The organism is uncultured Thiothrix sp., from assembly GCF_937876535.1.
Taxonomy (GTDB): Bacteria; Pseudomonadota; Gammaproteobacteria; order Thiotrichales; family Thiotrichaceae; genus Thiolinea.
Genome location: NZ_CALFHZ010000021.1, coordinates 455,211 through 481,355 on the forward strand (window position 1 = coordinate 455,211; position 26,145 = coordinate 481,355).

A 26,145-nucleotide genomic window follows, 5' to 3' on the forward strand; every position below is an offset into this window, starting at 1 on the left:
CTTGTTAGCATGTTGCAATCATCCAAAGCTGATTCGGTTAAGCGCCGTGTCCGCGGTTTTAGCTTGATTGAGTTAATGATTGTATTAGTCATTTTAGGCTTGATCGCAGGGATCGTTGGCCCCCAAGCTATGAAGTATTTAGGTCGCGGTAAAAGCCAATCAGCCAAAGTACAGATTGAAAATATAAGCGCCGCTTTAGATATGTATCGCTTAGAGGTCGGTAACTACCCAACTAGCTCAGAAGGTTTAAAAGCTTTAGCTGAAGCGCCTTCAGGTGCTAAAGGTTGGAATGGGCCCTATTTAAAGAAAGGTGTTCCACAAGATCCTTGGAATAACGAGTATCAGTACAAACGCCCCGGCAGTAACAACCAGCCTTACGATCTTCTCTCTTTAGGTGCTGATGGTGCAGCCGGTGGAGAAGGCGATGACGCTGATATTTCCTTGTGGGTGAAAAAGAACTAATCATGCGCCAACCACGGGGCTTCAGTTTAATTGAGGTCATGTTAGTGCTAGTGGTTGCCGCCCTCATGATGGGGGTGGTAGCAAGCTCATTAACTGAAGGCCCTGTGTTACGCAAGGCAGCCCGTGAAGTTGCCACCAGTATGCGCCAAGCACGTAGCGTCGCTATTTTACAGCGCAAAGAAATGGTTTGGACGATGGATATTAGTAGCCGTTATTTTGGCTTAGCGACTCATAAAATCGAGCAACGTGCTTTGCATACGGGCATTGAAGCTAAAATAAATACTGCTAAAACTGAAGTAGTTTCTGCCACCCAAGGCAATATTCGTTTTTACCCTGATGGGAGTTCTACTGGTGGCTCGGTTGAGCTTACAGCGCGTGGACAAACTTTTAAGGTGAATGTGGAGTGGATTAGTGGGCGCATCAGTCTACTCTAAGTCGCAGCGACAACAAGGTTTTACCTTACTCGAAATCATGGTGGCATTTGTCATCACAGGTTTAGTTGTGGGTACTTTGCTGAATTTATTTGGCTCTGCTATGCAAAGTGCGGCTCTAGCCGATGAATATAGTTTTGCTGTACAAGTAGCCGAATCACGGATGGAGGCGATTGGTAGCGAAATCAAAGTTGAAAAAAATACCGTGACTGGCCAAGAAGAAGGCACGCCTTATAAATGGGCGGTTAATATGCAGCCGATTCAGCTTGATGATAAACAAGAGGAGTTTTCACTCTCAATTGAGCCTTATCAAGTTACTGTGGTAGTTAGTTGGAATAGCGAAGGTAAGCAGCGTCAATTCACGCTCTCCTCCCTGCGTTTTGGGGAAAAGTCTTGAATCTAAGCCAAGCAAAACAGCAAAGTGGTTTTACTTTGTTGGAAATGATGGTGGCTTTCAGTTTACTAGCTTTATTATTTCTGGCTTTGTTTTCAAGTTTTCACACGATGGGTCGCGGTTGGGATGCGGCTGATCGGAAACTACTCAAAACCGAAGATACCCGCTTGATTAGCGAGTTTCTGCGTAATCAACTCAGTCAAACTATTGTCGTGCAAATCAAAGGTGAAAAAGGGCCAGTGTATGCCTTTGAGGGTACCGATCATTATGTACGCTATGCAGCCCCTCTCCAGCCTTTACAACATCAAGGTGGCATTTATCTGATTGAATTATCAGTGAATCGCACTGGTAGTGAGCGTCAGTTGGAGATGCGTTATGCGCCTTATCGTCCTGATATGAGCTGGGATGATGCCTTCAAAGAGGTTGAACCTGTGCTGGTGTATAGCGGCTTAGGTTTAGTACATTTTGATTATTATGCCGCTGAATCGGATAAAGATGATCCACGTTGGCAAACGGACTGGGTCGATAAGCCCGTTTATCCTTTGCTGATGCGCGTCATGATCGAAGGCAAAGATCATCAAGCTTGGCCGAAGCTAATTGTCGATTTACCCCAAGTGGACGAGTATGTGGGCGCGAGTTAAGACTGATGCGAAGCAGCGTGGGGTGGCGCTCATGATGGTGCTGTGGATGATCATGGTGATGATGACCATGGCGGGTACGCTAATTTATGCCGTAAAAACTGAAACCCAACTCGTAAGTTATGCACGCGCCACTGCTCAAGCACGCAGTTTTGCCGAGGCAGCAGCACATTATACCGTGATGCAGTTATTTCTACCGGTCGATAAACGGCAAATCAAACTAGGGGGTACACCTGCTACTTGGACACGGGATGGCTATGGAGTAGAAATTCGTGTGATTGGTGAGAATGGCCTGATCGACATCAATCAAGCTAATCGTGAGCTATTGCAAAAGGTGTTAAAAGAATTAGGAGTGATTGATCAAGAGGCTGAGACAGTATTGGATGCGATTGAGGATTTTCGCGATCCAGATGATTTAAAACATGCGAATGGTGCAGAAGACGATGATTATAAGACCGCAGGTTTAGAGTATGGGGCTAAAGATGCACCCTTTGAGCGAATTGAAGAGCTTCAGCAAGTTTTAGGCGTGACACCCCTGATTTATCAAGGTTTAGTCCGTTATTTATCCGTGAATGCACGCAGCAATGGCGTGAATCCCATGTTAGCGCCACGCCATGTTTTATTATTATTAGCGGATGGTGATCAAGCTGCAGTGGATGAGTATATTCGTAAGCGTGAGGAAGCAGAAGGCGCTTGGGTACAACCACCTTTTGGTGGCGGCTTATTAGATCATACTGAGCAACCCGTTTATCGCTTGCAGTTAAAGATTAAGGCCTTGGAAAGTGAAACGGCTTATTTTGAAGAACGGGCGATTCGTTTACTGCCAGGACATAACCCACCTTTTATTACGTATTTTCGGGTACAACAGCCACTATCTTCGCAGTTCTAATCGCTTCACCTAATTGCAAAAATTCTTGTTCACGTGCGCTCCCACGCCGCCAAGCTAAGCCGATTTCCCGATAGCTTTCTTCGCGAATCGGCCAAAGTTTAACTGTAGTGCCGGCTAATAAAGGTGAACCAATTACCATCTCAGGTAGATACGAAACCCCTAAATCTGCATCTAACATTTGTACTAAAGTTAATAAGCTACTGGCTGCAAAGCGGCTAATCTTTTCAATGTCCTGCAAATGACAAGCCGACAATGCATGATCACGTAAACAATGACCATCTTCTAACAGCAAAACTGTTTCTGGCTCTAGGTTTTCAATATCGTAATTCGTGGGATTAAGATGCTGAGTATCTTCACGACAAGCTAAATAAAAGCGATCACGGAATAAAGGTTGTACTTCAGCATTTCTTAAAGCATAAGGAAGCGCCAAAATAATTAAATCCAGCTCACCATCCATCAGTTTTTCATAAATACGCTGGGTAATATCTTCTGTGAGGTAGAGTTTAAGGCGGGGGAACTCAGCGCGGAGTTTAGGCAAAATCTCTGGCAATAAGAAGGGCGCAATGGTTGGAATGACGCCAATTCTTAATTCACCTGTTAAAGGCTGTTGATTACTGCGGGCAAGTTCGACTAAACCTTCAATATCCCGTAAACAGCGACGTGCCTCAATCGCAAGCTGGCGACCAATATGAGTAACAGTTACATTTTTATTAGTCCGATCAACCAGTTGTACTTCAAGGGTAGATTCTAATTCACGAATGGCCGTACTAAACGCAGATTGGGATACAAAACAAGCCTCAGCAGCACGTCCAAAATGACCGTAAGTTTCTAGAGCTACAAAATAACGGAGTTGTTTAACCGTAGGCAGGTTCATGCCTTTTCCTCAGTGTAGTTCTTTATTTACGACTGCTGCGTGCGTATTGCAGCGGCCCCCCTCTAAAAGCTGGAAATCCAGCACCGAAAACCACCGCTGCATCTAATAGATCTGGGTTTTCAATAATACCTTGCTCTAAACATAAAGCCGCTTCTTCCGACATTTGATTGACCAACTTATCTTGTAAAGCAGCAATATTGCCATTCCATTGTGCACGCTCTGGCTTTAGCATGCGTCCATGACGATAACGATAAAAACCTGTGCCATTTTTTCGACCTAATTTACCAGCCTTAATCATATCAACTAATAATTCAGGTACTAAGATTGGGCTGACCTTAGCCAGAGTTTCGCTTAATTGTCGACAATAATCTAGCCCTAACACATCGGCCCATTCTAAAGGTCCTAGAGGCATTCCAAAATCGCGTCCGGCTTTGTCAATGACTACGGTGGGTACATTCTGCTGATGTAAGCGGATGCCTTGCATAATATAAGTCATTAAAATGCGATTTACTAATAAACCAGGGGTACTTTGAATAGGTAAAGGGACTTTATTCAACTGCTTTACAAAAGCACAGGCTTGCTCAATGACCCGAGCGGTAGTTTTTTCACCTAGATGAATAACCTCCACTAATTCACGTTGAGTCAGTGGGTAAAGAAAATGCAAGCCAATTAAACGACTAGGTTTTAATAAGACCGCGGCTAAACGTTCTAAAGATAAAGTAGATGAGGTAATCGCTAAGAGTGCATCGGGGCGGGTATTTTCCTCTAAGCGGGCTAATAATTCTTGTTTACTGCCTAATTTATCCGAAGTCGCATCGATCACAATATCTGCTAAGGCAATCCCACTTCCTTCATAATCGATATGAATACGTTCAGTAGCTGCTTTTAGTTTGGCGGCATCTTTATGGAAGTAGTTATTAAAAATCGCGCGAATGCGCTCTAAGGCAAAGCTTAAGTTTTCAGGATTGGATTCTTGAATACTCACGGTTAAGCCCGATAAGCTGCACCAAGCGGCAATTTCCCGACCAATATGTCCAGCTCCAATAATATGTACTGTCGAATAGGTATCAGCATTTAGAGGTGCAAAGGCTTTTAATTGAGCTTTTAATCTCGCTAAGCGTACTAAGTTTTGTGTGCTAGGTGTATCAACTAGTTGTTTGAATGCGCCAATCTCAGCAGCTTGTAAATTAGTTAGCGCGCCACCGTGTAATTGCCACAAATTTAGTAAACGTGAACCTGCAGGGTAATGCTCAATATCTTGTTCTTTGGCTAGTTTGCGCTGCTGCTGAGTATTTAACAGCACGCGCGCCGACAAGGTTTCTAGTAAGGCTGAACTAAAGGGAGCAGTAGATTTAGTAGGCTGGCCTGCTACATAGCGTAAACTCAGTAGATTAACTTGTTCAGGTGCAGCTGCTGCATCCACAAGTTTTTTTTGTAAAGCTTCTTCAGTCGTTAGCACCTTACTTTGAGTGAGAAAGTCTAAGGCTGTTGTTACCCCCATCCGTTGTAAAGCCCGCGACATTCCACCCCAAATAGGATGAATACCTTGGCTAACCTCGGGAAAGCTAAAGCTGGTATTCTGATTCAGAGTAGCTACACAATAATGACAGGCTAAAGCTAGAGACAGGCCAGCACCAGCACATTCACCTTCAATCAGCGCTAAACTGACCATTGTTGAAGACTGGAGTTGTTCACAGAAATGTTGTCCAGACTTTAAAAAATCAGTGAGTGCGTGGGAATCTAGGTTATTTTCTAAGAGGCTTAAGTCAATACCTGAACAGAACACTTGTGGGCGTGTTGAGTGTAAAATAAGCGCACGCACCCCTAAAGCTTGAGCTACTTTATAAGCTTGATGAAGCTCAGCCAAGACATCTGGCGTCAGTAAATTATGTTTAGAGTTTTTGACTGCTAAACCAATCCAGAACACCTGTTGATCACGACGAGTTATAAGGTGTTGGAAGGTGTTAGGAATAGAAGTGAGCAAACCCAGCCCCATCTAACTGTGTAATAAAGCACATTTTTAGCCCCTATCGTTGCGCTTAATGATCTATTTTTCCGAATAATTCTACCGCAAAGTACGTTTATTTGTCAGTAAACTGTACATAGAAAACGATTTTTGCGCAAAATACTGAAGATAAATAGATGACCTAGGTACTTGGTAAGAGTTGATGATTAGTCGCATCATCAGGTTTATTGAGAGCTAAACTAGCCTGTTGCCAAGGCAAACTACGATAGGCGGGTTGTTCACTAAAATGCCAAGCAGGGTATTTAATAACCTCAAAATAGGGCGAGTAATCAAAATCACTGGGAATAAACAAACGGAAGTCACGCTCTTCAAAACTGACTTGATGTTTGTCTTGGTTGTTGTGGATCACGGGTAAAATAGGGTAGTGCACCTGTTGGAAGCAACGGGCAATCATACTTGAGCAGATAATATGGGTAGGTTGGCCAGCATTATGTTGAAACAAAGAGGAGCGCCAACGTCTTGGCAAAATCCCATACGGAAATAAAAAGCGTGCTAAATCCATCAATTGTTGCACATCATAGCCCATACCCAAATGCTCAATAGCTACATTCACTACAATATCAGCATCACGCCAATCTAATCCCGAAGGGCGGCAAATGCGTAAATGTTCTTCTCGATAAGCGCTGAGAGGATTGGCTACTGTTCCATAACCTAATAAGGACTCAACAACTAATTTGTCATTAGGGTTGCCTGGGTAGTGCGTTTGGAGTTTTTCACGGACTTGCGGGTCACGAATGTCATTAATTCGCCCGACATACAAAGCTGCATGTGTCCACGGCGACAAGGTTACCATTTGAATGACTTTGCTAACCCGCGTTTGCCCCGCAAACAGTAGCACATCACCTGGGCGCACTTCATGTTCAAGGAAGTCGAAATTACAATAAGCGTTGATCTGTGAATCGGCAGGTGGAACCGCATTTAACCAATTAATCCCTTTATCCCACAGCCATTGCCGTGTTGCTTTGAACATGACTCTCTCCTTCTGGGTATGACAGGTAGCAGCGCAGTTCAAAAGCTAACCGGAACGAAGCAAGGCTTCGGAGCGAAGCATCTTAGTGCCCCTGTAATACTTATGGCTAATTAGAGTATTAGCAGTTTTACATGATTCATTAATTTAGATCAATTACGCCTAAACCTACCATGTTTTTTGACAATTGGTCATGAGCTAGGCACTGTTTGCTGTTATAAAGCTTTAAATAGCACTTTAGAATTACGCTTATGGTTATAAACTTGCTTTTTATTCTCAGGCAAATCAGCAATATCCGCATCCACAAAGCCGCGTTCTCTGAACCAATCAGTAGTCTGTGTAGTTAAAACTAATAGCTTTTGTTTATGTTGAGTTTTGGCTAGTTGAGTAATGGCCTGCAATAAACGATCACCACGATTAGCTGTCCGATAGTGGGGGTCAACCGCTAAACAAGCTAATTCGCCTATCTGAGGGTCAGCCGTATCATATAAGGCTGCGCAGCCAATAATTTTCTGATCGCGTACAAACACTTGAAAGCGGTTAACTTCTAATTCTAATTGCTCACGCGAGCGTTTAACTAAGATCCCCGCTTGTTCCATTGGGCGAATCACATCCAGAATACCACTAATATCATCCACATTCGCTGCGCGAATTGTTTCATACGCATCTGCCGAAATCATGCAACCAATGCCATCACGGGTATAAAGCTCAGTGAGTAAAATTCCATCGACATTGGCATCTAATAAATGTACCCGACCCACTTTATGTTTAAGTGCTGCAAGGATTTGCGGCAACATATCGTGTTGGTCAACATAAGCTTCCGCTTCCTCAACCGTTAAGTTATTCGGGAGATCAAAGGACGTCTCGTCTAACAACATGACCTTATCCGCTTCAAGCGCTTGCGCTGCTTCAATCGCAAGTTGCTCATAACGCAAATTATACGCCTCTCCAGTGGGTGAGTAGCCTAAAGGTGAAAGCAATACAATATGGCGATTTTCTAATTGTTGGCGAATGAAATTATGCCGAATCCGCCGAATTTGCCCACTATAGCCATAATCAACACCATCAAGTACGCCAATCGGGCGCGCAGTGACGAAATTCCCCGAAATGACTCCCGGGCCAATATTGCCAACCCCGGGTTGAGCGAGCATGTAGGTGAGTGCGTTTTCAATAGTAATACGGGCTGCACCACAAGCCTCTTGAGCAGCTTGTAAGGCTTCACGATCCGTAATGCGGGTACCATTATGAAAGCGAATAGGTTGATCTAATTGTTCTAAACGCCGATCAATTTGTGGACGTGTTCCATGCACCAACACAATCTTCGCACCTAAGGCAGCAATAATCGCAATATCTTGCAAAATACGCCGAAAATTAGTCTGTTCTAACACTTCACCCGGAAAGGCTATCACGAAGATTTTGTCGCGATGCTTATGAATATACGGGCTAGCCTCACGAAAAAATTCCACACTATTGCAGTCAACAGGGTTAGAACCAGATTTATGCGTGTTAGACATGCTTATTCCTAATTATGAACGGGTTAGCTGGCCTCAAAAGCATTTTTGAGCCAAGTAAGCTGCTGTTGAGCGTTGAGAGTAATGACATCGAAACGGCAAGCTAAATCATAGGGGTGCAGCAGTAAATAGTGTTGAGCGGTGCGAATAATTTTTTGTTGTTTGCGCAAATCGATACTATAAAGTGCGCCACCAAAATCCTCGCGACTACGATAACGGACTTCAACAAAGACTAGATGCTCACCATCTTGTCCAATTAAATCGATTTCGCCCCCGCGCAAACGATAATTGCGCGTGAAAAGCTTAAAACCCTGAGCTTGCAAATAATCGCAAGCCCAAGTTTCAGCTAATTGCCCTAAAGTTTGGCGACTAACCATTATTCCAAGGCCATGGGTAAGCCATCTTTAAAAGTAGCCATCATTAAGCGGCGTTGGATCATTCGATTCGGTGCTAGGCTAATTTCACCAGTCCGCCCCTGTAAACGTTGATTTTGGGTAAGGGCTGGCAAGTTTTTCGCAATCGTTACAGCATCCATCCCTAAAGCATACAGACGTGGATACTTAAGCTGTTCTAAGCTGCCTTGCTGTAAACTTTGCAACACAAAGGGGACTTCAGTATAGATAATTCCCTCTAAATCCGCGTCTTTAGTTCTTTCAACCCGTCCAGAGAACACGTGCGAGGTAGCATAGACAGGCAAGTCTGGTGCTTGAGCTTGTAACAAAGGTTTCATTAAACGTGCTTGTGTAGGAGAGGCACCTAAAAATACCATTTGTGCACCACTACTATTCCCTAAAGCCGCTTGTAGAGTGGTGAGATAATTTTTAGTTGTACTATTCGGGTAAGCCACCGTGCTAATAACCTGACCACCTGCAGCACCATACGCGGCTGTAAAAGCTTCAGCTAAGCGCGTTCCCCATTGTGAATCGGGTACTAAAACTAAAGCTTGGCGTAAACCACGGCCAGTCGTAAAAGTAGCTACTTGACGTGCTTCATCCTCGGGGGATAAACCAAATTGGTAAAGTGCCGGTAAGTTTTGCCCCTCAGTTGCATAGTTTAGACTTAAGACGGGGACGGTTAAAGCATTACTGGCTAACAGAGTATCTAAGGCATCTTTATCTAAAGGTCCGACAACGATGTCAGCGCCTTCACTAGCTGCTTGTTGATATTGGCTAAGCACATTCGCTGTGGTGGTTGCGTATTTTTTACTATTAGTCACCGAGCCAAACTGGTTGCTCATGTCCTGCATGCCTTGATAAATTTCTTTACCGACTGGCCCTAAAGCACCGCTGTCTGGGAGCAGTACAGCTAGATTTTCTGCGGCACGCGGCAAGATATTTGCTGGCTGATTGCGCTGATCTGTTTCAGGTTGAGGCTGTAATTCTGGCGGAATCCCTTGCATGGTGGAACTCTGCACAGAGAGCGTTCCACCCATTTCTAAAGCACGTTGCCGTACTAGTGATACTTTACTGCTTAAGCCTGCTGACATCTTTGCATGAGGTAGAGGCAAAAGACGCAAGGCTTGATTGGCTTGATCCTTTTGTAAGGCTAACAAAGCTAAGGTGTAGCGATAGCGTGCTTGATTTTCCCCAGTTAAAGCTTGGCGTGGGATTTTTTTCAAATAATGCTTAGTGGTTTTCTCATCACCTAAAGAGGCAGTGACTTCGGCTGCCTGCAGAATAACACGTTCACGTTGGGGCGAAGGTAAACTTAAGGCTGATTGATAATAGACTTCAGCGGCTTCTGGTTTACGGCCTTGCTTAAATAATTGGTTGCCTAAATCGACGGTTGGCGTACCTTTAAATTGGCTAGGTGTGCGGTCTTCGCCAGAGGTTTGTTTGCTAGCAGAGGCATTAGTCCCGAACAGATTGGGATTGAGACTACAGCCTTGCAGCATAAACATTCCACTCATCAAGCTCACTGACAATGAGTAGCGTAAGTCCTGAATTATCATTATATCTATCCTAAATATACAAGGAATCAACAGCGCTTAAGCTCAATTAGGCTGAAACTATAGCAGGATTTCGCTTTTTGGGGATAGCAAAAAGCTTGGTAAAGCCTGATCATACCTACCTTCCATCTAAGCCAGTCTAGGTTGCCATGAGCGCTAGTTTGTATTGTGTTGCTACACCAATCGGTAATTTAACTGATCTTACCGAACGTGCGATTAAGACCTTGAAAGAAGTTGAAAAAATCTATGCAGAAGATACGCGCGTCACTTTACGTTTGCTTACCCATTTAGGGTTTCAGAAACCCTTAGTCAGCTTACATGACCATAATGAAGCGGCTCGCGTTACCCAAGTGATCTCTGATTTAGAGCAAGGCATGAATGTAGCTTTAGTCAGCGATGCGGGCACGCCTTTGATTAGCGATCCTGGTTACCATCTGGTTAAAGAAGTGGCTAAAGCGGGGTTTAAAGTAGTACCGATTCCTGGCGCTTGTGCCGTAGTGGCTGCTTTATCAGCTGCAGGCTTAGCAACCGACCGTTTTGTCTTTGAAGGCTTCTTATCAGCTAAATCTTCAGCACGCAAAGCGAGTTTTGAAGAACTCAAGACCGAAACGCGCACTTTAATTTTTTATGAGTCTAGTCATCGCATTGAAGGGTTTTTAGAAGACTTGGTTACGATCTTAGGCGAAAAGCGTGAGCTAGTGATTGCCCGTGAATTAACTAAATTATACGAAAGCTTTTACCGAGATACCGCTCAAAATTTACTGACACGTTTACGCATTGATAGCGATATGCAGAAAGGTGAGTTTGTTGTATTAGTCAAGGGAGCTGCTGATATAGTGGAGCAGGGTAGTGTAGAGGTAGAGACTGTACTACAGGTCTTATTAGAAGAGGATATTCCAGTCAATCAGGCGGCGAAGATTGCTGCCCGAATTACCGGGCAAGCAAAGAATAAGCTGTATCGTCAAGCGATGGAAATGAGCAAATCACTCAGCTGAAGGTTCTACCGCTTCTGTAACTAGTTCAGGTACAACAAGCTCTTCAGTTTCCATACCCTCTTTATTCAGAACAATTAACTTGTCAGGGTCAATCGCCAAAATTTGTTCGGCGATCTCACTAGGGATAAGGCAACGTTTTCCTTCTAAGAAAGTAATTGCTAAAGTCCCAGCGGCAAGGTCTTGTTGCTGTTGCTCAGTGACATACAGATATTTGACCGTTTCACCTACTACGAAATTGTAGCGGATGGCTGCATCGTCCACATTTTTCAAATGAGCGCTAATAAGCTCACGCACCTGCTGGCGTGTTTGCTTTTTACGCTCAGCCATTTCACGTCTGCGTTGCTCTTCAGCAGCTTTCTCTTGGCGTTCAAGTTCATTGCGCTCACGGTAGAACTGCTCTAAATCAGAAGACTTGCGTGGTTTCGCAGGCTTATTTGGAGCTGGCTGCTTATCCGCTTGCGGTGTTGTTACACCTTCCGGTTTGGCTGCTGCAGGTTTATGGGGTTTAGGCGTGAAGTTACGATTAGGCTTTGCTGGTTTTAGCTTAGCCTGCTCGCGAGCTTCTTTCGCCTTCTCTTTCTGCTGTTGCTTAGTTTGTTCAGCTTGATCAATTTGTGCTTGCGTAATCAAGCCTGCTTTCAGCAGTTGTTCGCTTAGTGAATTGGACATGGTCGATGGTCGTCAGTATTAAACAGTAGCCAGTTCCGCTTGGATCGCTTTGGTAATGTCTTCCATCTCACCAATGCCATTAACCCGCTTGAGCAGACCTTTGTCTGCATAGTAGTTAATGAGTGGTGCGGTGTTTTCTTCATATACCTTGAGGCGATTACCAATCGTTTCCTCATTATCGTCAGCACGATGATATAAATTCGTACTGCCGCATTTATCGCATACTCCTTCCTTCGTTGGTGGAGAGAAGTAGCGGTTGTAAACGGTCGAACAATCTTTGCAAGATAAACGACCGGTTAAGCGTTTCAATAAAATATCAAAATCAACATCGATTAAGAGGCCAGCATCAATCGGTTGGCCAACTTCAGCGAGCAATTTATCTAAGCTTGCCGCTTGGGTTAAATTGCGTGGGAACCCATCGAGAATAAAGCCATTAGCTGCATCAGGTTGCTGTAAGCGCTCACGAATCATGCCTAGCACGATGTCATCAGAGACCAGACCGCCTGAATCCATGGCAACTTTAGCTTGTTTACCAAGTTCAGTACCTGCTGCAACCGCAGCACGCAATAAATCGCCAGTTGAAATCTGCGGAATATTATAAATATCCGTCAAGCGCTGTGCTTGAGTTCCCTTACCTGAGCCTGGTGCTCCGAGAAGTACGATACGCATAAATTTGGTTCCCTTTTCTGCTCCAATCGAGTCACTTCTTATACTTAATTAAATGTTGCAGTGCAAGTTAGATTCAACAGTCGTTATAATAGCCCGCTTTAAACCAATGGAAGACCGCTATGAATATCGACAAAATTGCCGTCGGCAAAGACGTACCTGAATCTGTCAATGTTATTATCGAAATCCCAGCTCAATCTTCTCCTGTTAAGTATGAGATAGATAAAGAAAGTGGTGCAGTGGTAGTAGACCGTTTTATGTCAGCGCCGATGTTCTATCCTGCAAACTACGGTTTCGTTCCACATACTTTATCTGATGATGGCGATCCAGTAGACGTTCTAGTCGTTACTCCACATCCATTAGTACATGGCTGTGTGATTCCAGCGCGTCCAGTTGGTGTATTGAAAATGTCGGATGAGGCCGGTCAAGATGCGAAAATAGTAGCAGTTCCAGCCGGCAAGTTGGCTCCTGAGTTTAAAGATGTGACTTCTTATACTCAACTTTCACCTTTATTAATTAAGCAAATCCAGCATTTCTTTGAGCGTTACAAAGAGCTAGAACCAGGTAAATGGGTAAAAGTAGAAGGCTGGGCTGATGCTGCTGAAGCTAAGCAAGAGATTCTAGATAGCATTAAACGCTATGAAGCCAGTAAATAAATTTAGATTAAACTTTTAGTTAAGCTGCACTCATCCCATAAACTCCTGCTAATTTTCTGATAGACTTCAGGCAGGAGTTTATCTCTTTGGGCTTTAAAATCTTATTAATCATTAAACTAATTAATTCTAGTGTCAGCACAATATGGGTGAGCGCTTATCAATTAAAACAGAACGGGATGAACAACAGCTCTTCAACTCACGCGCTATTGTTGCCGGTCTGATCGTGTTAATCGCCCTATGTGGCATAGGTACACGTCTCTATTTTCTGCAAGTTAAAGAGCACGACACTTATACAGAACTCTCGAAGCAGAATTATCAAAAACATATTCCTCGCCCCCCCACACGTGGGCAAATTTATGACCGAAATGGGGTCAAATTAGCAGATAACCATGCTCAATATATTTTAGAAGTGGTCTGGGATAGTGTCCCTGATCAAAATGACGATGGCCGCAAGCGTTGGGATGATATGCAGATGATGCTGGAACGCTTAAATAAGATTGTGCCGCTCTCAGAAAAAGATTTACGTATTTTTGGTCAACAAGTGAATCGTCACAGTCGCTATCAACCCACCCCCCTGAAAGAAAATCTCACTGAGCAAGAAATGGCAATGTTTGCGGTGAACAAGTCGCGTTTCCCGGGAGTGAATTTAGAGCGACGTATGCAACGGTTTTATCCGCTTGGTACGGTAGCTAGCCATGTGATTGGTTATGTGGGACGGATTGATGATCGTGATTTGGAGCGCCTAGATAAAAATAATTATGCAGGCACCAGCCATATCGGCAAAGTCGGCGTAGAGGCTGCGCATGAAGATCGTTTGCACGGTCAAGCCGGCTATGATTTGGATGAAGTCGATGCACACGGCCGCGGTCAAGATATGATTGAGCGGAAAGAGGCTGTGGGTGGTCAAGATTTAATTTTAGGGTTAGATATTAACCTACAACTTAAAGCTGAAGCTTTACTCAAGGGTGAGCGTGGTGCTGTCGTAGCAATTGATCCGCGTAATGGCGAGGTATTAGCTATGGCCAGTGTTCCCACCTTTGACCCCAATCTTTTCGTGGATGGGATCTCCAGCAAAATTTATACCGAACTACGTGACGATCCTGATCGACCACTCTACAATCGTGCGCTACAAGGTGCTTATCCGCCCGGCTCGACAGTCAAACCTATGAACACAATGGCTGGTTTGTATGAAAAGGTCATTTGGCCGGGTAAAACAGTATACGATCCTGGTTTCTTCCAAATTCCTGGGCATAAACATCGCTACCGTTGCTGGAAAAAATCCGGTCATGGTGGTGTGAGTATGGATTATGCCATTGCCCAGTCCTGCGATACCTTCTTCTATGATATGGCTTATCGCATGGGGGTGGATAAGTTCTCAGGCTATATGAGTTTGTTTGGGTTTGGTAAGAAAACAGGGGTAGATCTAACTTCTGAGTCTGATGGTTTAATGCCTACACCGGAATGGAAACAGCGCCGCTATAAGCAGGTTTGGTATCCGGGTGACACAGTTAATATCGGGATTGGGCAAGGTTATTGGCTCGCTACTCCTATTCAACTCGCCCATGCTACTGCGAGTGTCGCTATGCGTGGTAAACGGATTCGCCCACATGTCTTACGCGCTTTCCGTACAGCTAAAGATAGGCCTGAGCAAATTCTTGAACCAGAAGTCATTGCGCAAATTCCAGCGCGCGATAAGCGTCATTGGGAAATGGTAGTACAAGGGATGGTGCATGTAGTACACGCGTCTTACGGTACAGCTAAGCGGGTAGGGATTGGTGCACCTTATACTATTGCAGGTAAAACAGGGACTGCACAGGTTTTCGGTATCGCTCAGAATGCGCGCTATGATGCTTCACGTTTAGCTAAACGCTTGCACGATCATGCTTTGTTCGTAGGGTTTGCACCTGCGGATAATCCGCAAATTGCTGTCTCTGTAATTGTTGAGAATGGTGGTGGGGGTAGCTCCACTGCAGCTCCAATTGCACGTAAGGTCATGGATGCATACTTATTGAAAAAATATGATGATGAAACGCCCGTTGAAGAAACTGGCGAAGTGGAACCTGCTGATATCGTGCCGCGGGTGGAAGGAGCTGATGAATGATTTCTGGATTATTACCAGCGTCCCTCTTGAAAATGTTGCAGCGCGTGGACTTGGTCATGCTGGCCGCTTTGTCGCTACTCATGTTTATGGGTTTAGTCACCCTTTATAGTGCTTCAGATGCAGAAATGACCATGGTTTACCGCCAAGGTATCCATTTCGCTCTAGGCCTAGTGCTGATACTGTTGTTTTCTCAAGTCGAGGGGAAGACTTTAAGACAGTTTGCGATTTGGTTATATGGTATCGGTGTGGTGCTGTTGATTTTAGTGCTGATGGTAGGGGTGATTAAAAAGGGAGCACAACGTTGGTTATATGTAGGGATTGATATCCAACCTGCCGAGATGATGAAACTTGCTGTCCCCATGATGGTAGCCTACTATTTCTCTGAAAAGCCCTTACCACCCCGCTTTCTCGATATTATCATCGCTCTAATTCTAGTGGCAGTCCCGATGGTGTTGATTATGAAGCAACCTGACTTAGGTACTGCTTTATTGATTGCCCTGTCTGGCCTATTTGTTATTTATCTAGCAGGTATGTCGTGGTGGTTGATTGGTGGCTCCTTAGCAGCTATCGCTATAGCGGCTCCCTTGATGTTCAACTATGGGATGCATGAATACCAACGGCAGCGGATTCTTACCCTATTTGATCCCGAAACTGATTTGTTGGGTACAGGCTACCATATTTATCAATCTAAAATTGCCATCGGTTCTGGCGGCGTGTATGGCAAAGGCTGGTTACATGGGGATCAATCGCATTTAGATTTCTTGCCAGAGCGGCACACGGATTTTATTTTTGCTGTGTTTGGTGAGGAGTTTGGGTTCTTAGGCAATCTCCTGCTGATTGGTTTATATGTGTTTATCATTTGGCGTGGTTTATATATTGCTTCTAAGGGCGCGGATACTTTTTCACGTTTATTGGCAGGTAGCTTAAGCTTAACCTTCTTTATTTATTTAGTGGTTAATACGGGCATGGTAAGTGGAGTATTGCCTGTTGTGGGGATTCCCTTACCCCTAGTCAGCTATGGTGGGACTTCGGTGGTGACGCTCATGAGTGCGTTTGGCATTATCATGGGGATGAAAAAACGTAAGCGTAATTATCAGACAGACGAATAGGGCTTCAGCATGCAGGCAGTTTGGGGAAGAGCATCGGTCTTGGGTGTAGTAGTGCTAGCTTTGAGTTTAAGTGCTTGTAGTAATACACGTAATATACCTGAGGCAGGCACAGGTTCTAATCCGTCGACAGGTGTTCCTACTGCTGATCCTTTAGTGAATCCGCCATTTAGATCCCAACAGACGATTAGACCACGCCTCTCTTATCCACAGCATCCAGTTACACCGCCTGTTCAGCCTAGTATTCCTGAGCCTTTACCTCCAGTAGTACAGCCACCAGCCGTAGGGGGGTCTTATTTAAACTACCCTGCAATGCAAGCCTTTATTAGCCGTATGCAGCAAGCACATGGTTTTGATGCAGGTCAATTGCAGGCTTTATTTGCGAATGTACAGCGCAATGAAGACATTATTGCTAAAGCAAGTAAGCCTGCTGAGGCCAAACCTTGGTTTCAATATCGCGCGATTTTCCTCACTGAAGAGCGGATTAATACTGGTGTGGGCTTCTGGCAGCAATATGCAGGAGCGGTTGATGCCGCTGCACAACAATATGGTGTAGATCCTGCTTATATCGTTGCGATTATTGGGGTTGAGACACTCTATGGGCGTAATACGGGTAATTATTATGTCCTACAAGCTTTGACTACCCTCGCCTTTGATTTCCCTAAGCGGGCAGATTTTTATCAAAAAGAGTTGGAGCAATATTTATTGCTGACACGCGAAGAGCAAGTCCAGCCTTTAGGTTGGAAGGGATCTTATGCTGGAGCAATGGGTCTGGGGCAGTTTATTTCCAGTAGTTATCGGCAATACGCCCAAGATTTTAATCAGGACGGGCAACGCAATCTCTGGGATTCAGAAGATGCAATCGGCAGTGTAGCGAACTATTTAGCACAGCATGGTTGGCAGCGTGGCGAGGATGTAGCGGTTCCTGCTTATGTTTCTGGTCAAGCCTATGCTAGACTGCTGAACGAAAAGCCAGTGAAGCCTAACCTGAGTTTACAGGCGCTTGCAGCTGAGGGTATTGCGCCAGTCAGTAATTTACATGCAAGACAGGCTAGCTTAGTTTTACTGGATGGGGCTGCAGGGAATGAGTTTTGGTTAGGTGCGGATAATTTCTATGTGATTACTCGTTATAACCACAGCAATAAATATGCAATGGCTGTTCACCAATTAGCGCAAGCGATTCGTCAACGGATGGGGCGTTAATGATCTGTTACTCTGCTAGGCCTTAGACTCAATTCTAAGGCAAGCTATGAATTAATGATGATAACAACGATGAAAATGATTCAACGAGTACTGTTATTGGGGCTTACTGTCAGCTTATTAGCAGGCTGTAGTGCATTGACCACTGACGAGCCAAGTGCAACCAGCTCTATTCCTCCTTTGAAAATGGATAGTGGCCGCAGTAGTTGTGGTAATGAACCAAGCTACACTTTAAAGGGAAAAACCTATCAAGTGCTAGGTTCAGTGAGTGGTTATCGCGAAGAAGGTAAAGCCTCTTGGTATGGTGCTGAGCTTCAAGGCTCTAAAACTGCGGGCTGTGAAACTTTCGACATGAATAGCTTTTCGGCGGCTCATCGTAGTTTGCCGTTACCAAGTTTTGTGCGGGTCACCAATTTGGAAAATCAGAAAGCGGTGATTGTGCGTGTTAATGATCGAGGGCCTTTTGACACTGATGATTTAATCCAGCTATCGTTTGCGGCGGCCAATGCTTTAGGGATGGGGACTAAAGGTGGTGAAACAGCTCAAGTACGGATAGAGGCTTTAGATAACCAACAAACTGCTGCTTTAGAAGCAGGGCAGAGTAAACTTGCTGAACATGCTCGGGTCAAAGCACAGCAAACACCAGAACAGATCAAAGCTGAACAAGCAGCTAAAGCTACAGGCAAAAGTTTTTATGTGGTGGTGAATAATTTTGCTGAGCAAGATGAGGCCTTGGAAATGTTTGTGCGTTTGACTTCAGTAGGCTTAGCTAAAACTGAAATGGCAACCGCCATGCAAGAGGGTAAGCAAATGCATCAAGTACGGATTGGGCCACTGTATACCCAAGATCAAATTGATACTGTGAAAGATGCCTTAGAAAGTAATGGTTTGGCAACTTTTCGTGTTGTCGAAATAAATCAATGAGATAGAGAGTGAATAACAGGATGTTACTGAGAATACTGTTGGTAGGCTTATTGTTATCAGGCTTAGCCTATGCTGAAACGAAACCTGCCAAACCTGCACCGGCTGCTACCGTGGATAGCTCTGAAGATATGCCAGCAAGTGCAGGCAGTAATGCAAAACCCTTAAGTCCGCCTAAAGGTGGGCAGGTTATAGCCTTAGCGGATGGTGCTCCCGAAGTAGATTCCACTAGCTTTGTATTAGTTGATTTTCAAAGTGGTGAAGAATTGGCTGCTCTCAATCCAGGGGAACGCGTGGAGCCAGCTAGTATTACCAAGCTCATGACGGCTTATATTATCTACCGTGAGTTGAGTAAGGGCACGATTAAGCTCGATGATGAGGTGTTGATCAGTCAGCATGCTTGGGAAATGCAAGGTTCGCGCATGTTTGTGGAGTTAGGCAAAAAAGTACAGCTTGAAAAACTACTACGTGGCCTCATTATTCAATCTGGCAATGATGCTGCTGTTGCCCTAGCTGAACATATCGCAGGCTCAGAAACTGCTTTCGTACAACGCATGAACGAAACCACCAAAGAGCTAGGCATGAATGATACCCAGTATCAAAATGTCACTGGTTGGCCTGCACCGGATCACTATACAACCGCACGGGATATTGTGAAGCTTGCTCGTGCTCTGATTACGGAATTTCCTGATCGTTATAAGCTCTATTCTGAAAAAGAATTTACCTATAACAATATAAAGCAACACAACCGGAATAAATTATTGTGGCGTGATCCATCCGTTGATGGAATGAAAACTGGGCATACTGAATCCGCGGGATTTTGCTTAGTGGCTTCTGCAAAACGCGATAATATGCGCCTAATTTCAGTATTGTTGGGTTCAACTGATGAAAATAGTCGGGCTGAATCGAGTCAACGTTTATTGGAATACGGTTTTCGTACCTTTGAAACCCATAAAATGTACAAGGGTGGCGATGCTTTATCTGAAGTACGAGTATGGCAAGGTGAAAAAACGCACGTGGCGGCAGGTGTCATTGATGATCTATATGTCAGTATAGGAAAAGGCCGCTACGACCAACTTAAAGGCGTGATTCAATTCGATAAAGCGATTGATGCACCCATTCGGCGGGGTGATGTTTTAGGCAAAATTATATTTTCTGACCAAAATAGAGTTTTGAAAGAAGTTCCTTTATTAGCTCTTGAAGATATTGCAGAAGGTGGCTTGTGGCGGCGTATGTCTGACAGTGTCCAGAAATTTTTTGCGGACTAAAGACTAAGCACTAACAAGGAGCCAAGATGAGTACGTTTAGCCGTTCTGAAGTGGAAATGGAGTTTCCCAGCCATTTCCCGATTAAAGTAGTGGGTGCAGCGCATGATCAATTAGCGCAAGTCATTCACGATATTATTCTACAACACGACCCAGCTTTCTCAATGGATGCGATTCGTGCCAACCAAAGCCGTACTGGCAAATATCACAGCCTAACTTTAGGAGTGAATGCCACCAGTAGAGAGCAATTAGACGCGATTTATAATGATTTGAAAGCCTGTGAGCTGGTGCTGTGGGCGCTTTGAAAATTCGTGTTTTAGGCAAAAATCAGCCTTATTTATCCACGCTGGATGCGATGCAAACTTTTACTCAACAACGTTCTGAAGAGGCAGTTGATGAGTTGTGGGTTTTAGAGCATGAGCCAGTGTTTACCTTGGGCCGTAATGGTCAGATGGAGCATGTGCTGGATGCGGGGGCTATTCCTGTTGTAAAAGTTGATCGGGGCGGGCAGGTGACCTACCACGGCCCTGGTCAGCTAATTATTTATTTGCTGATTGATGTGCGTCGTTTAAACCTAGGGGTACGTGAGCTGGTAATGAAAATCGAGCAATCCATTATCAAGCTATTAGCGAAGCATCAGATAGAAGCAGCAGGTGACCGTGAAGCTCCGGGTGTTTATGTAGAGGGTAAGAAGATAGCTGCTTTAGGCTTGCGTGTAAGCCGTGGTAAGACTTATCACGGCCTTAGCTTAAATGTAAATATGGATTTAAAGCCTTTTAAGCGCATCAATCCTTGCGGCTATGCAGGTTTAGAAGTTCTTCAATGCCGCGATTTGGGTATTGAAGAAACCCCAATGGAGTTAGCGGGTGAGTTGGCGATCTTATTAGCGCAGGAGTTGGGTTATCAGCAAGTAGAATGGTTAGCCGACTAGATGTATTTAGCCGTACTCGTCATTAGTTTTGAAATCAGCGGCATGGCTAATTTACGAATCGGAAAGGGGAGTTGTGCACCACCAGCTTGTTGAGCCATCTGACCATGACGCACTTCATCTTCTTTCATCTGCTGTAAAATTACAGTGCTTGGTAAGTCGCTAGCCGGTAATTTACCTAAATGCTCAGCTAAATGTTGCTCAACTTGATCTTCAGTTTCTTTAACAAAACCTAAGCTCCATTTGTCGCCAATTAGGCCAGCCACAGCGCCCATTGAAAACGAACCCCAATACCAGAGTGGGTTCAAACGGCTACGATGGCTAGATAACTCATCTAGACGATGAGCACACCAAGCCAAGTGGTCATTTTCTTCTAAAGCGGCGCGTTCCATTTGGGTGCGCACTTGCGGCAGCTTAGCAGCCAGGGCTTGACCACGATACAAGCCCTGCGCAGCTACTTCACCCGCGTGATTAATACGCATTAATTGAGCCGAACGTTTTCTTTCTTCCTCAGTTAAGTCAGCTAACGGCTGCACATTTTGAGCAGGGTTAGGACGTTCCGTAGTTGTGGGAGTTGCCACAGTAGCTCGTAACGACTGGTCAATTTCCACTAAAAAACGATCGAATAAACTCAAAACGCGCATAATAATCAGTGTGGTAAGGTAGTGAGATAATTAATCACATCAGTTAACTTATCAGTCCCAGTCATTTTGCTAGGGCCAGTTAAGTATTTGCCATTTACAATTATACTAGGTACAGAGTCAATACCTGATTTGGTATTAATATCCCGTGCATAGCTCAGTAAAGAGTTGAGTTCCATTGAGTTCATGGCTTTATTGATTTCGTCAGTGGTATAGCCAAACGATTCAAAGAAGCGACGTAAGTTGTCATCATTTTGTGCCGTATTGCCACGATCAAACCGTGGTAAAGGACGACGTTGTACATGAACGGCATTAAAGATTTTGCTATGTAAATCTTTCGCACCGTCACGATCTAAGATATAGCCAATATAATACAGCTTGGCGTGATAATCCCAAGTTTCGCCTAAAGTGCCAGGCACGCGATTAAAGAAGACATTAGCAGGCTTAGTTTTTAGATAATCTTTAATCGTTGGTTCTAAATGGAAGCAGTGTGGGCAGCCATACCAAAAAATCTCGGTCACTTCATTTTGACCCGTAGGGGCTTTTAAAGCCACGGGTGGGTCAATGATTGAATATTGCTTACCCTCAGTGTATTCGGCCTGAGTGACTTCCGACATACAGCCCACCAAAGTAAACAGCAGAGCTGTCAGCATAGGCAGGAAAAATTTTACCATTCTCATTCAATTATTCTCCGTCATTATTGTGTTGCATCGCAAATCTTTAGCTCAGACCTTAACCTTAGGCTTAAAGTTCACCATAAGAATGTAGACCGGATAGGAACATATTGACACCTAAGAAAGCAAATACAGTGATGAATAAACCAATCACTGCCCACCATGCCATCTGTGCACCCCGCAAACCTTTAGAGAAGCGGAAGTGTAGCCAAGCTGCATAATTTAACCACACAATAAGCGCCCATGTTTCTTTCGGATCCCATGACCAATAGCCACCCCAAGCTTCTGCTGCCCACATTGCCCCTAAAATGGTCGCAATCGTAAAGAAGGCGAAGCCTAAGGCAATCGCTTTATAGGTAATGTCATCAAGCATTTCTAGAGAGGGTAATGCCTTCTGCGTACTGGGTAGCATTAAAAGCACTCCCAGCGCTGTGAGCAATAAGGTGACTGCAAAAGCAATTCCTGCTGAGTTGAAACCTAAGCTCATTAAGCTACCTTCAAAGGGTGTTTTACCAAACGCAGTACGCACGAAAATCCAAGTGAATAAGCCAATGAAGACAAAGCTAGGCACTAAAACCGCCACTAAGCGAGAGGGGTTGCTGTAATAATATTTGATTAAATAAGCCGAGCTCGTCATCGCTGCTAAAGCGAAAGAACCATAGCCAATGAAATTAGCAGGAACATGAATTTTCATCCAATAGCTTTTCAAGGCAGGTACGAGCGGCCGAATTTCATGTGCACCTCGCTCAAAGCTATACCAAAGCAAGAAAGCGACTGCAGCGCTAATCATTAACAGGGCAAAACCGCCTAAAGCACGACTGCGATAACGACCTTCATAGTAGAGGTATAAAATGCCAGTAATAAGGCAGAATAGAATGAAAACTTCATATAAGTTGCTAACGGGGATGTGTCCAAACTCCGGGTCGACTAAATAGGATTCATACCAGCGCACCATCAGACCGGTAAAGCCCATAATGACAGCGGACCAAGTTATAACACTAGCTGTTTTAGCCACAAATGGATTATTCGCAATTAAGCCACCAAAATAGAAAAAGGTAGCTATCACGAATAAAGCACTCATCCACATGATCGCGGATTGGCTAGAGAACAGATATTTCAGGCCAAAAACAGTTTCAGCATTCGCAATATTGCCGCTATACAGCCAAATCCCGAGTAAACTAAAAATAGTAACCAGGACAGTTAAAGGCTGTACGGAACGCCAGTTCCAACCTAGGGCAATCAAGGCAGGTGCGCTTAAAATTAGAAAGCCTTGTTCGTAAGCATCCATTGCACCGGAGTAGAGCAGATAAGCATAAGCTGTGCCTGCTAAAACCAATGCTGCCCAAATCCAATCCATTGGTTTAAGGCGCTGCCAAAGACTTGGTTTGTCCATCAGCGCATGCATAGCTTCTTGTGTAACAGACATTATCAATCACCTCTTGCTGTAAGCACTGTCTGAAAGGCTGAACGTAAGTGTTGGAAATACTTATCAAAATCATGCGGATTACGATTGGTACTGCCTGCTACTATGACTTCGTTTTCACCTGATTCTAATGGCTTGACCATGACCCAGATTCTACGTTGTGCAACATAGAATAATAAAAAGACCCCAATCGTTAGCATAATACAACCGAGATAGACCACATCTTGCCCGGGAGAACGGGTAATTTGTAAGCCAGATGCTTCAATTTGTTTAAAAGTTTTCAGTTGAATGTACCAAGGCGAACCATAGAAGGGCAAATTTGAGATGGCATTTAAACTATCATCGAAAAACAGCCAATCTGCATCTTTAGGTTCAGCAATGCCACGTTGCTTTAATAAGTCTATATACACACCACGTAAAGAAGCTTGGAGTACTTTAGTAAAAGCCTCACTGACTTGAGCGCGTTGAGCCTCAGGGAAGCGTGCTTCAATATCGCTCATAATACCATCAAAGCCTTTGGTGGCGAATAATTGAGTAAGTCTAACCATCGATTCTACAATTTGATTTTCAACGGTCGCATTATCTACTTGTTGATTTTGCATTGTACCCATTGAGCTGCGTGTGGTAGCGATAGCAGTATTCCGTACAAATTCGGGGTCTTGCAAAGCATTTAAGAAAGCTAAAAACAATTCAGCAGAGCCTTTTTGGTCGGCAGGAATATGTAGAAAGCGTTCTGGATCAGCAGGGCTTTTGCGCACACCACTAATCAAATACATGCGTCCTTCAATAATCACCGGATTCATGTAATTGGTATATTCAACTGCTTCACCCGCAGCATTTCTTAAACGAAAAATGACGCTTGGGCCAATGTTTCTTTGCTCTTCTTCACCTTTATCATTTTTAACTGGATTGATATTGAATAAGCGGAAATTGTCGAGTTCTAAGCGGTATTTTTCGGTGGAGCTACTTAAGTTGTAATCTTGAGAGATATTGCCAGTTAAACTTTGTTGAGCATATTGTTTGGTGAGAGGGTTGAGCTGCAACTGCACTTCAGAGCCACCATCACCAAAATTCGCTTGATAAATAGCGGTGCCTTTATAGACTAATGGATGATTTACAGAAATCGTGTGCGCGAAAGGCTGTTTCAGATCGGGGTCATGAATCACAATATCACTTTCAAAGGACTTGGGCATGCCGGTCGAGTAGTGCTCTACTCTAAAGTCTTTGACTTCAATTTCATACGGTAAGCGTTGGACTAGGTAGCCTTCACGTACAGGTAAGAAAATAATATTAGCAGTACGACCCTCAGGAATATCGACTGAACCACGATAGGAAAAGCTATTGACACCTCTTTGGCTAATAGAGGGCACTTCTGATGCAGGAATATTGCGGGTTTCTGGTTTGATAGTTCCTGCCCATTCACCAAACATAATCGGTAGTTTGCTATCGAGTAAGCCACCAATAAAGATAACAATCATGCCAATATGCGTTAACCAATAACCCCATTTATTGGCACCACCTTTCATGGCAGCGACGACACTCGTACCATTTTCTTGATGTGTCCGGAAGCGAAAGCCTGCATTCTTTAAGGTTTGCTGAGAAAGCGCTTGAATTTGTTCTACTGATTGTGTGGTGGTGAAGTTAGCAGAATGATGCATCGCCCGTAGCGATTTTTCTTGGGCTTTTTCGCGGAAATGGCATAGTTCACGTAAGATGCCAGGCGTATTACGAATGACACAGATAGTCGTAGAGAGGAGTAAAAAGCCTAAAATCAACAAAAACCAAACTGCAGCGTATAAGTCGTATAAGCCTAATGAGCCAAAAAATTCAAACCAAAACTTACCAAATTTGATCTCATAGTCAGGATAAGGCTGGTTCTGTTTAAGGACAGTACCAATAGCAGAAGCAATAGCCACAATCACTAGTAACGCAATAGCAAGATTCATTGAGCCTAAAAAATCAAGTAGGCGTGTACTAGTAGGGCGTGAGATTTTCATAACTACCGCTTTAGTGTGAGTTCAGTTAGTTTCGTATTCGGGGCAAATAATAAAGGGTGGACTAGCCACCCTTCGTCTATATATCAGAAGATTAGCAAATAGCAAATTACTTCTGTAAACCAGAGATGTATTCAGCAACCGCATTCATTTCTGCATCGGTCATTTTGACAGCGATATTGCGCATCATTTTACCGTTATCATTAGCACGTGCGCCTGTACGGAAGTTATTTAACTGATTTTTCACATAAGTCACTTGCTGACCAGCCAACGATGGGAAGTTAGCTGCTGGGTTACCAGTGCCGGTTGGGCCATGGCAAGCTGCACAAGCGGGAATGCCATTAGAGGCATTGCCACCTTTATAAACTTGTTCACCTAAAGCTACTTGTGTTTGATCGGCTTTGCCAGGTGCTGTTGTTTGACTAGCAAAATAGGCAGCTAAATCCGCCATATCTTGATCAGTCAATGGGGCGACCATTGGAGCCATAGAGGCGTTATAGCGGCCGCCTTCAGCATTTTGGCCTGCTTTAAAGTTTTGTAATTGCTTAAACAGATAACCTTCAGATTGACCTGCTAATTTTGGCCATTCAGGGTTAGTGCTGTTACCATCCGCGCCGTGGCAGGCAGCACAGGTGGCTGATTTTGTCTTACCCGCAGCAGGATCGCCTTTTAAGGCTGCATCTGCTGCCCACGCAGCGGAAGTGCTCAATGCAAGGCTGGTTAGTGCTAGGATGAGTGTCTTCTTCATCTAGAAAGTGCTCCCAAA

Annotated in this window: 27 protein-coding genes; 14 read left to right on the forward strand and 13 right to left on the reverse strand. The window is 44.3% G+C overall.

Translation table 11 applies throughout. The annotated features are described in order from the left end of the window. Positions 1-9: 9 nt before the first annotated feature. From gspG to Q0230_RS16755, 5 genes are read left to right on the forward strand one after another with little or no spacing between them, the layout of a single operon-like run. Positions 10-462 (forward strand): type II secretion system major pseudopilin GspG, encoded by a 453-nt coding sequence (gene gspG / locus Q0230_RS16735; RefSeq protein WP_298611795.1) that lies wholly within the window; start codon positions 10-12, stop codon positions 460-462. A 2-nt stretch (positions 463-464) separates the two neighbouring features. Then, the gene (locus Q0230_RS16740) at positions 465-896 is read left to right on the forward strand and encodes a GspH/FimT family pseudopilin (RefSeq protein ID WP_298611798.1); all 432 of its coding nucleotides are present in this window, start codon (positions 465-467) and stop codon (positions 894-896) included. After that, a complete protein-coding gene (locus Q0230_RS16745) occupies positions 874-1,290 on the forward strand; it encodes a type II secretion system protein (protein WP_298611801.1) in 417 nt (138 codons plus the stop codon). The genes Q0230_RS16740 and Q0230_RS16745 overlap by 23 nt, the downstream gene beginning before the upstream one ends. Further along, entirely contained in the window at positions 1,287-1,928 is a 642-nt protein-coding gene (locus Q0230_RS16750) for a prepilin-type N-terminal cleavage/methylation domain-containing protein (RefSeq protein ID WP_298611804.1), read from the forward strand. Before Q0230_RS16745 ends, Q0230_RS16750 begins: the two co-directional genes overlap by 4 nt. After that, positions 1,912-2,814, forward strand: coding sequence for a general secretion pathway protein GspK (locus tag Q0230_RS16755; RefSeq protein ID WP_298611807.1), 903 nt, complete (start codon positions 1,912-1,914; stop codon positions 2,812-2,814). Before Q0230_RS16750 ends, Q0230_RS16755 begins: the two co-directional genes overlap by 17 nt. Here the strand turns inward: Q0230_RS16755 and Q0230_RS16760 are convergent. From Q0230_RS16760 to Q0230_RS16785, 6 genes are all read right to left on the reverse strand, one after another. Further along, positions 2,771-3,688, reverse strand: a complete 918-nt coding sequence (locus Q0230_RS16760; protein ID WP_298611810.1) for a hydrogen peroxide-inducible genes activator — start codon at positions 3,686-3,688, stop codon at positions 2,771-2,773. The genes Q0230_RS16755 and Q0230_RS16760 overlap by 44 nt on opposite strands. A gap of 22 nt (positions 3,689-3,710) precedes the next feature. Continuing rightward, positions 3,711-5,672, reverse strand: coding sequence for a 3-hydroxyacyl-CoA dehydrogenase NAD-binding domain-containing protein (locus Q0230_RS16765; protein ID WP_298611813.1), 1,962 nt, complete (start codon positions 5,670-5,672; stop codon positions 3,711-3,713). Between the two features lie 163 nt (positions 5,673-5,835). Continuing rightward, the gene (locus Q0230_RS16770; RefSeq protein WP_298611816.1) at positions 5,836-6,684 is read right to left on the reverse strand and encodes a YiiX/YebB-like N1pC/P60 family cysteine hydrolase; all 849 of its coding nucleotides are present in this window, start codon (positions 6,682-6,684) and stop codon (positions 5,836-5,838) included. Between the two features lie 212 nt (positions 6,685-6,896). Further along, the gene (gene argA, locus Q0230_RS16775) at positions 6,897-8,195 is read right to left on the reverse strand and encodes an amino-acid N-acetyltransferase (protein ID WP_298611819.1); all 1,299 of its coding nucleotides are present in this window, start codon (positions 8,193-8,195) and stop codon (positions 6,897-6,899) included. A 23-nt stretch (positions 8,196-8,218) separates the two neighbouring features. Then, positions 8,219-8,569, reverse strand: a complete 351-nt coding sequence (locus Q0230_RS16780) for a YraN family protein (RefSeq protein ID WP_298611822.1) — start codon at positions 8,567-8,569, stop codon at positions 8,219-8,221. Continuing rightward, complete coding sequence (locus Q0230_RS16785) at positions 8,569-10,143, reverse strand: penicillin-binding protein activator (protein ID WP_298611825.1); 1,575 nt, start codon at positions 10,141-10,143, stop codon at positions 8,569-8,571. Before Q0230_RS16785 ends, Q0230_RS16780 begins: the two co-directional genes overlap by 1 nt. Positions 10,144-10,289: 146 nt before the next feature. Here Q0230_RS16785 and rsmI point away from each other — a divergent pair, with 146 nt between their 5' ends. After that, a complete protein-coding gene (rsmI, locus tag Q0230_RS16790) occupies positions 10,290-11,135 on the forward strand; it encodes a 16S rRNA (cytidine(1402)-2'-O)-methyltransferase (protein WP_298611828.1) in 846 nt (281 codons plus the stop codon). On the opposite strand, the gene Q0230_RS16795 is transcribed toward rsmI, so the two are convergent. After that, positions 11,124-11,804 carry a DUF2058 family protein gene (locus tag Q0230_RS16795; RefSeq protein ID WP_298611831.1) on the reverse strand — a complete coding sequence of 227 codons (681 nt, stop codon included), beginning with the start codon at positions 11,802-11,804 and terminating at the stop codon, positions 11,124-11,126. The genes rsmI and Q0230_RS16795 overlap by 12 nt on opposite strands. An 18-nt stretch (positions 11,805-11,822) precedes the next feature. After that, the gene (locus Q0230_RS16800; RefSeq protein WP_298611834.1) at positions 11,823-12,473 is read right to left on the reverse strand and encodes an adenylate kinase; all 651 of its coding nucleotides are present in this window, start codon (positions 12,471-12,473) and stop codon (positions 11,823-11,825) included. 119 nt (positions 12,474-12,592) lie between these two features. Between Q0230_RS16800 and ppa the strand changes: the two genes are divergently transcribed. The 8 genes from ppa (at position 12,593) to lipB (ending at position 20,650) form a co-directional block, all read left to right on the forward strand. Beyond that, entirely contained in the window at positions 12,593-13,126 is a 534-nt protein-coding gene (ppa, locus tag Q0230_RS16805) for an inorganic diphosphatase (RefSeq protein ID WP_298611837.1), read from the forward strand. Between the two features lie 142 nt (positions 13,127-13,268). Then, positions 13,269-15,227 (forward strand): penicillin-binding protein 2, encoded by a 1,959-nt coding sequence (mrdA, locus tag Q0230_RS16810; protein WP_298611840.1) that lies wholly within the window; start codon positions 13,269-13,271, stop codon positions 15,225-15,227. Further along, positions 15,224-16,336, forward strand: coding sequence for a rod shape-determining protein RodA (rodA, locus tag Q0230_RS16815; RefSeq protein ID WP_298611843.1), 1,113 nt, complete (start codon positions 15,224-15,226; stop codon positions 16,334-16,336). The genes mrdA and rodA overlap by 4 nt, the downstream gene beginning before the upstream one ends. A gap of 9 nt (positions 16,337-16,345) precedes the next feature. Next, a complete protein-coding gene (gene mltB, locus Q0230_RS16820) occupies positions 16,346-17,536 on the forward strand; it encodes a lytic murein transglycosylase B (RefSeq protein ID WP_298611846.1) in 1,191 nt (396 codons plus the stop codon). Between the two features lie 69 nt (positions 17,537-17,605). After that, positions 17,606-18,457 (forward strand): septal ring lytic transglycosylase RlpA family protein, encoded by an 852-nt coding sequence (locus tag Q0230_RS16825; protein WP_298611849.1) that lies wholly within the window; start codon positions 17,606-17,608, stop codon positions 18,455-18,457. Between the two features lie 20 nt (positions 18,458-18,477). After that, positions 18,478-19,722 (forward strand): D-alanyl-D-alanine carboxypeptidase family protein, encoded by a 1,245-nt coding sequence (locus Q0230_RS16830; RefSeq protein ID WP_298611852.1) that lies wholly within the window; start codon positions 18,478-18,480, stop codon positions 19,720-19,722. 26 nt (positions 19,723-19,748) lie between these two features. Then, on the forward strand, positions 19,749-20,024 hold the full coding sequence (locus Q0230_RS16835) for a DUF493 domain-containing protein (RefSeq protein ID WP_298611855.1): 276 nt from the start codon (positions 19,749-19,751) through the stop codon (positions 20,022-20,024). Next, positions 20,012-20,650, forward strand: coding sequence for a lipoyl(octanoyl) transferase LipB (gene lipB / locus Q0230_RS16840; RefSeq protein WP_367274144.1), 639 nt, complete (start codon positions 20,012-20,014; stop codon positions 20,648-20,650). Before Q0230_RS16835 ends, lipB begins: the two co-directional genes overlap by 13 nt. Here lipB and coq7 read toward each other — a convergent pair. The 5 genes from coq7 to Q0230_RS16865 form a co-directional block, all read right to left on the reverse strand. Further along, a complete protein-coding gene (gene coq7, locus Q0230_RS16845) occupies positions 20,647-21,291 on the reverse strand; it encodes a 2-polyprenyl-3-methyl-6-methoxy-1,4-benzoquinone monooxygenase (RefSeq protein WP_298611858.1) in 645 nt (214 codons plus the stop codon). The two genes, lipB and coq7, sit on opposite strands and share 4 nt — an antisense overlap. Positions 21,292-21,296: 5 nt before the next feature. Continuing rightward, a complete protein-coding gene (locus Q0230_RS16850) occupies positions 21,297-21,968 on the reverse strand; it encodes a thiol:disulfide interchange protein DsbA/DsbL (protein ID WP_298611861.1) in 672 nt (223 codons plus the stop codon). A 64-nt stretch (positions 21,969-22,032) separates the two neighbouring features. Further along, positions 22,033-23,388 (reverse strand): c-type cytochrome biogenesis protein CcsB, encoded by a 1,356-nt coding sequence (ccsB, locus tag Q0230_RS16855; RefSeq protein ID WP_298611864.1) that lies wholly within the window; start codon positions 23,386-23,388, stop codon positions 22,033-22,035. 2 nt (positions 23,389-23,390) lie between these two features. Then, a complete protein-coding gene (locus Q0230_RS16860) occupies positions 23,391-25,382 on the reverse strand; it encodes a cytochrome c biogenesis protein ResB (protein WP_298611867.1) in 1,992 nt (663 codons plus the stop codon). 106 nt (positions 25,383-25,488) lie between these two features. After that, positions 25,489-26,127: a c-type cytochrome gene (locus Q0230_RS16865; RefSeq protein WP_298611870.1), complete on the reverse strand. Its 639-nt coding sequence runs from the start codon at positions 26,125-26,127 to the stop codon at positions 25,489-25,491. Between the last annotated feature and the right edge of the window lie 18 nt (positions 26,128-26,145).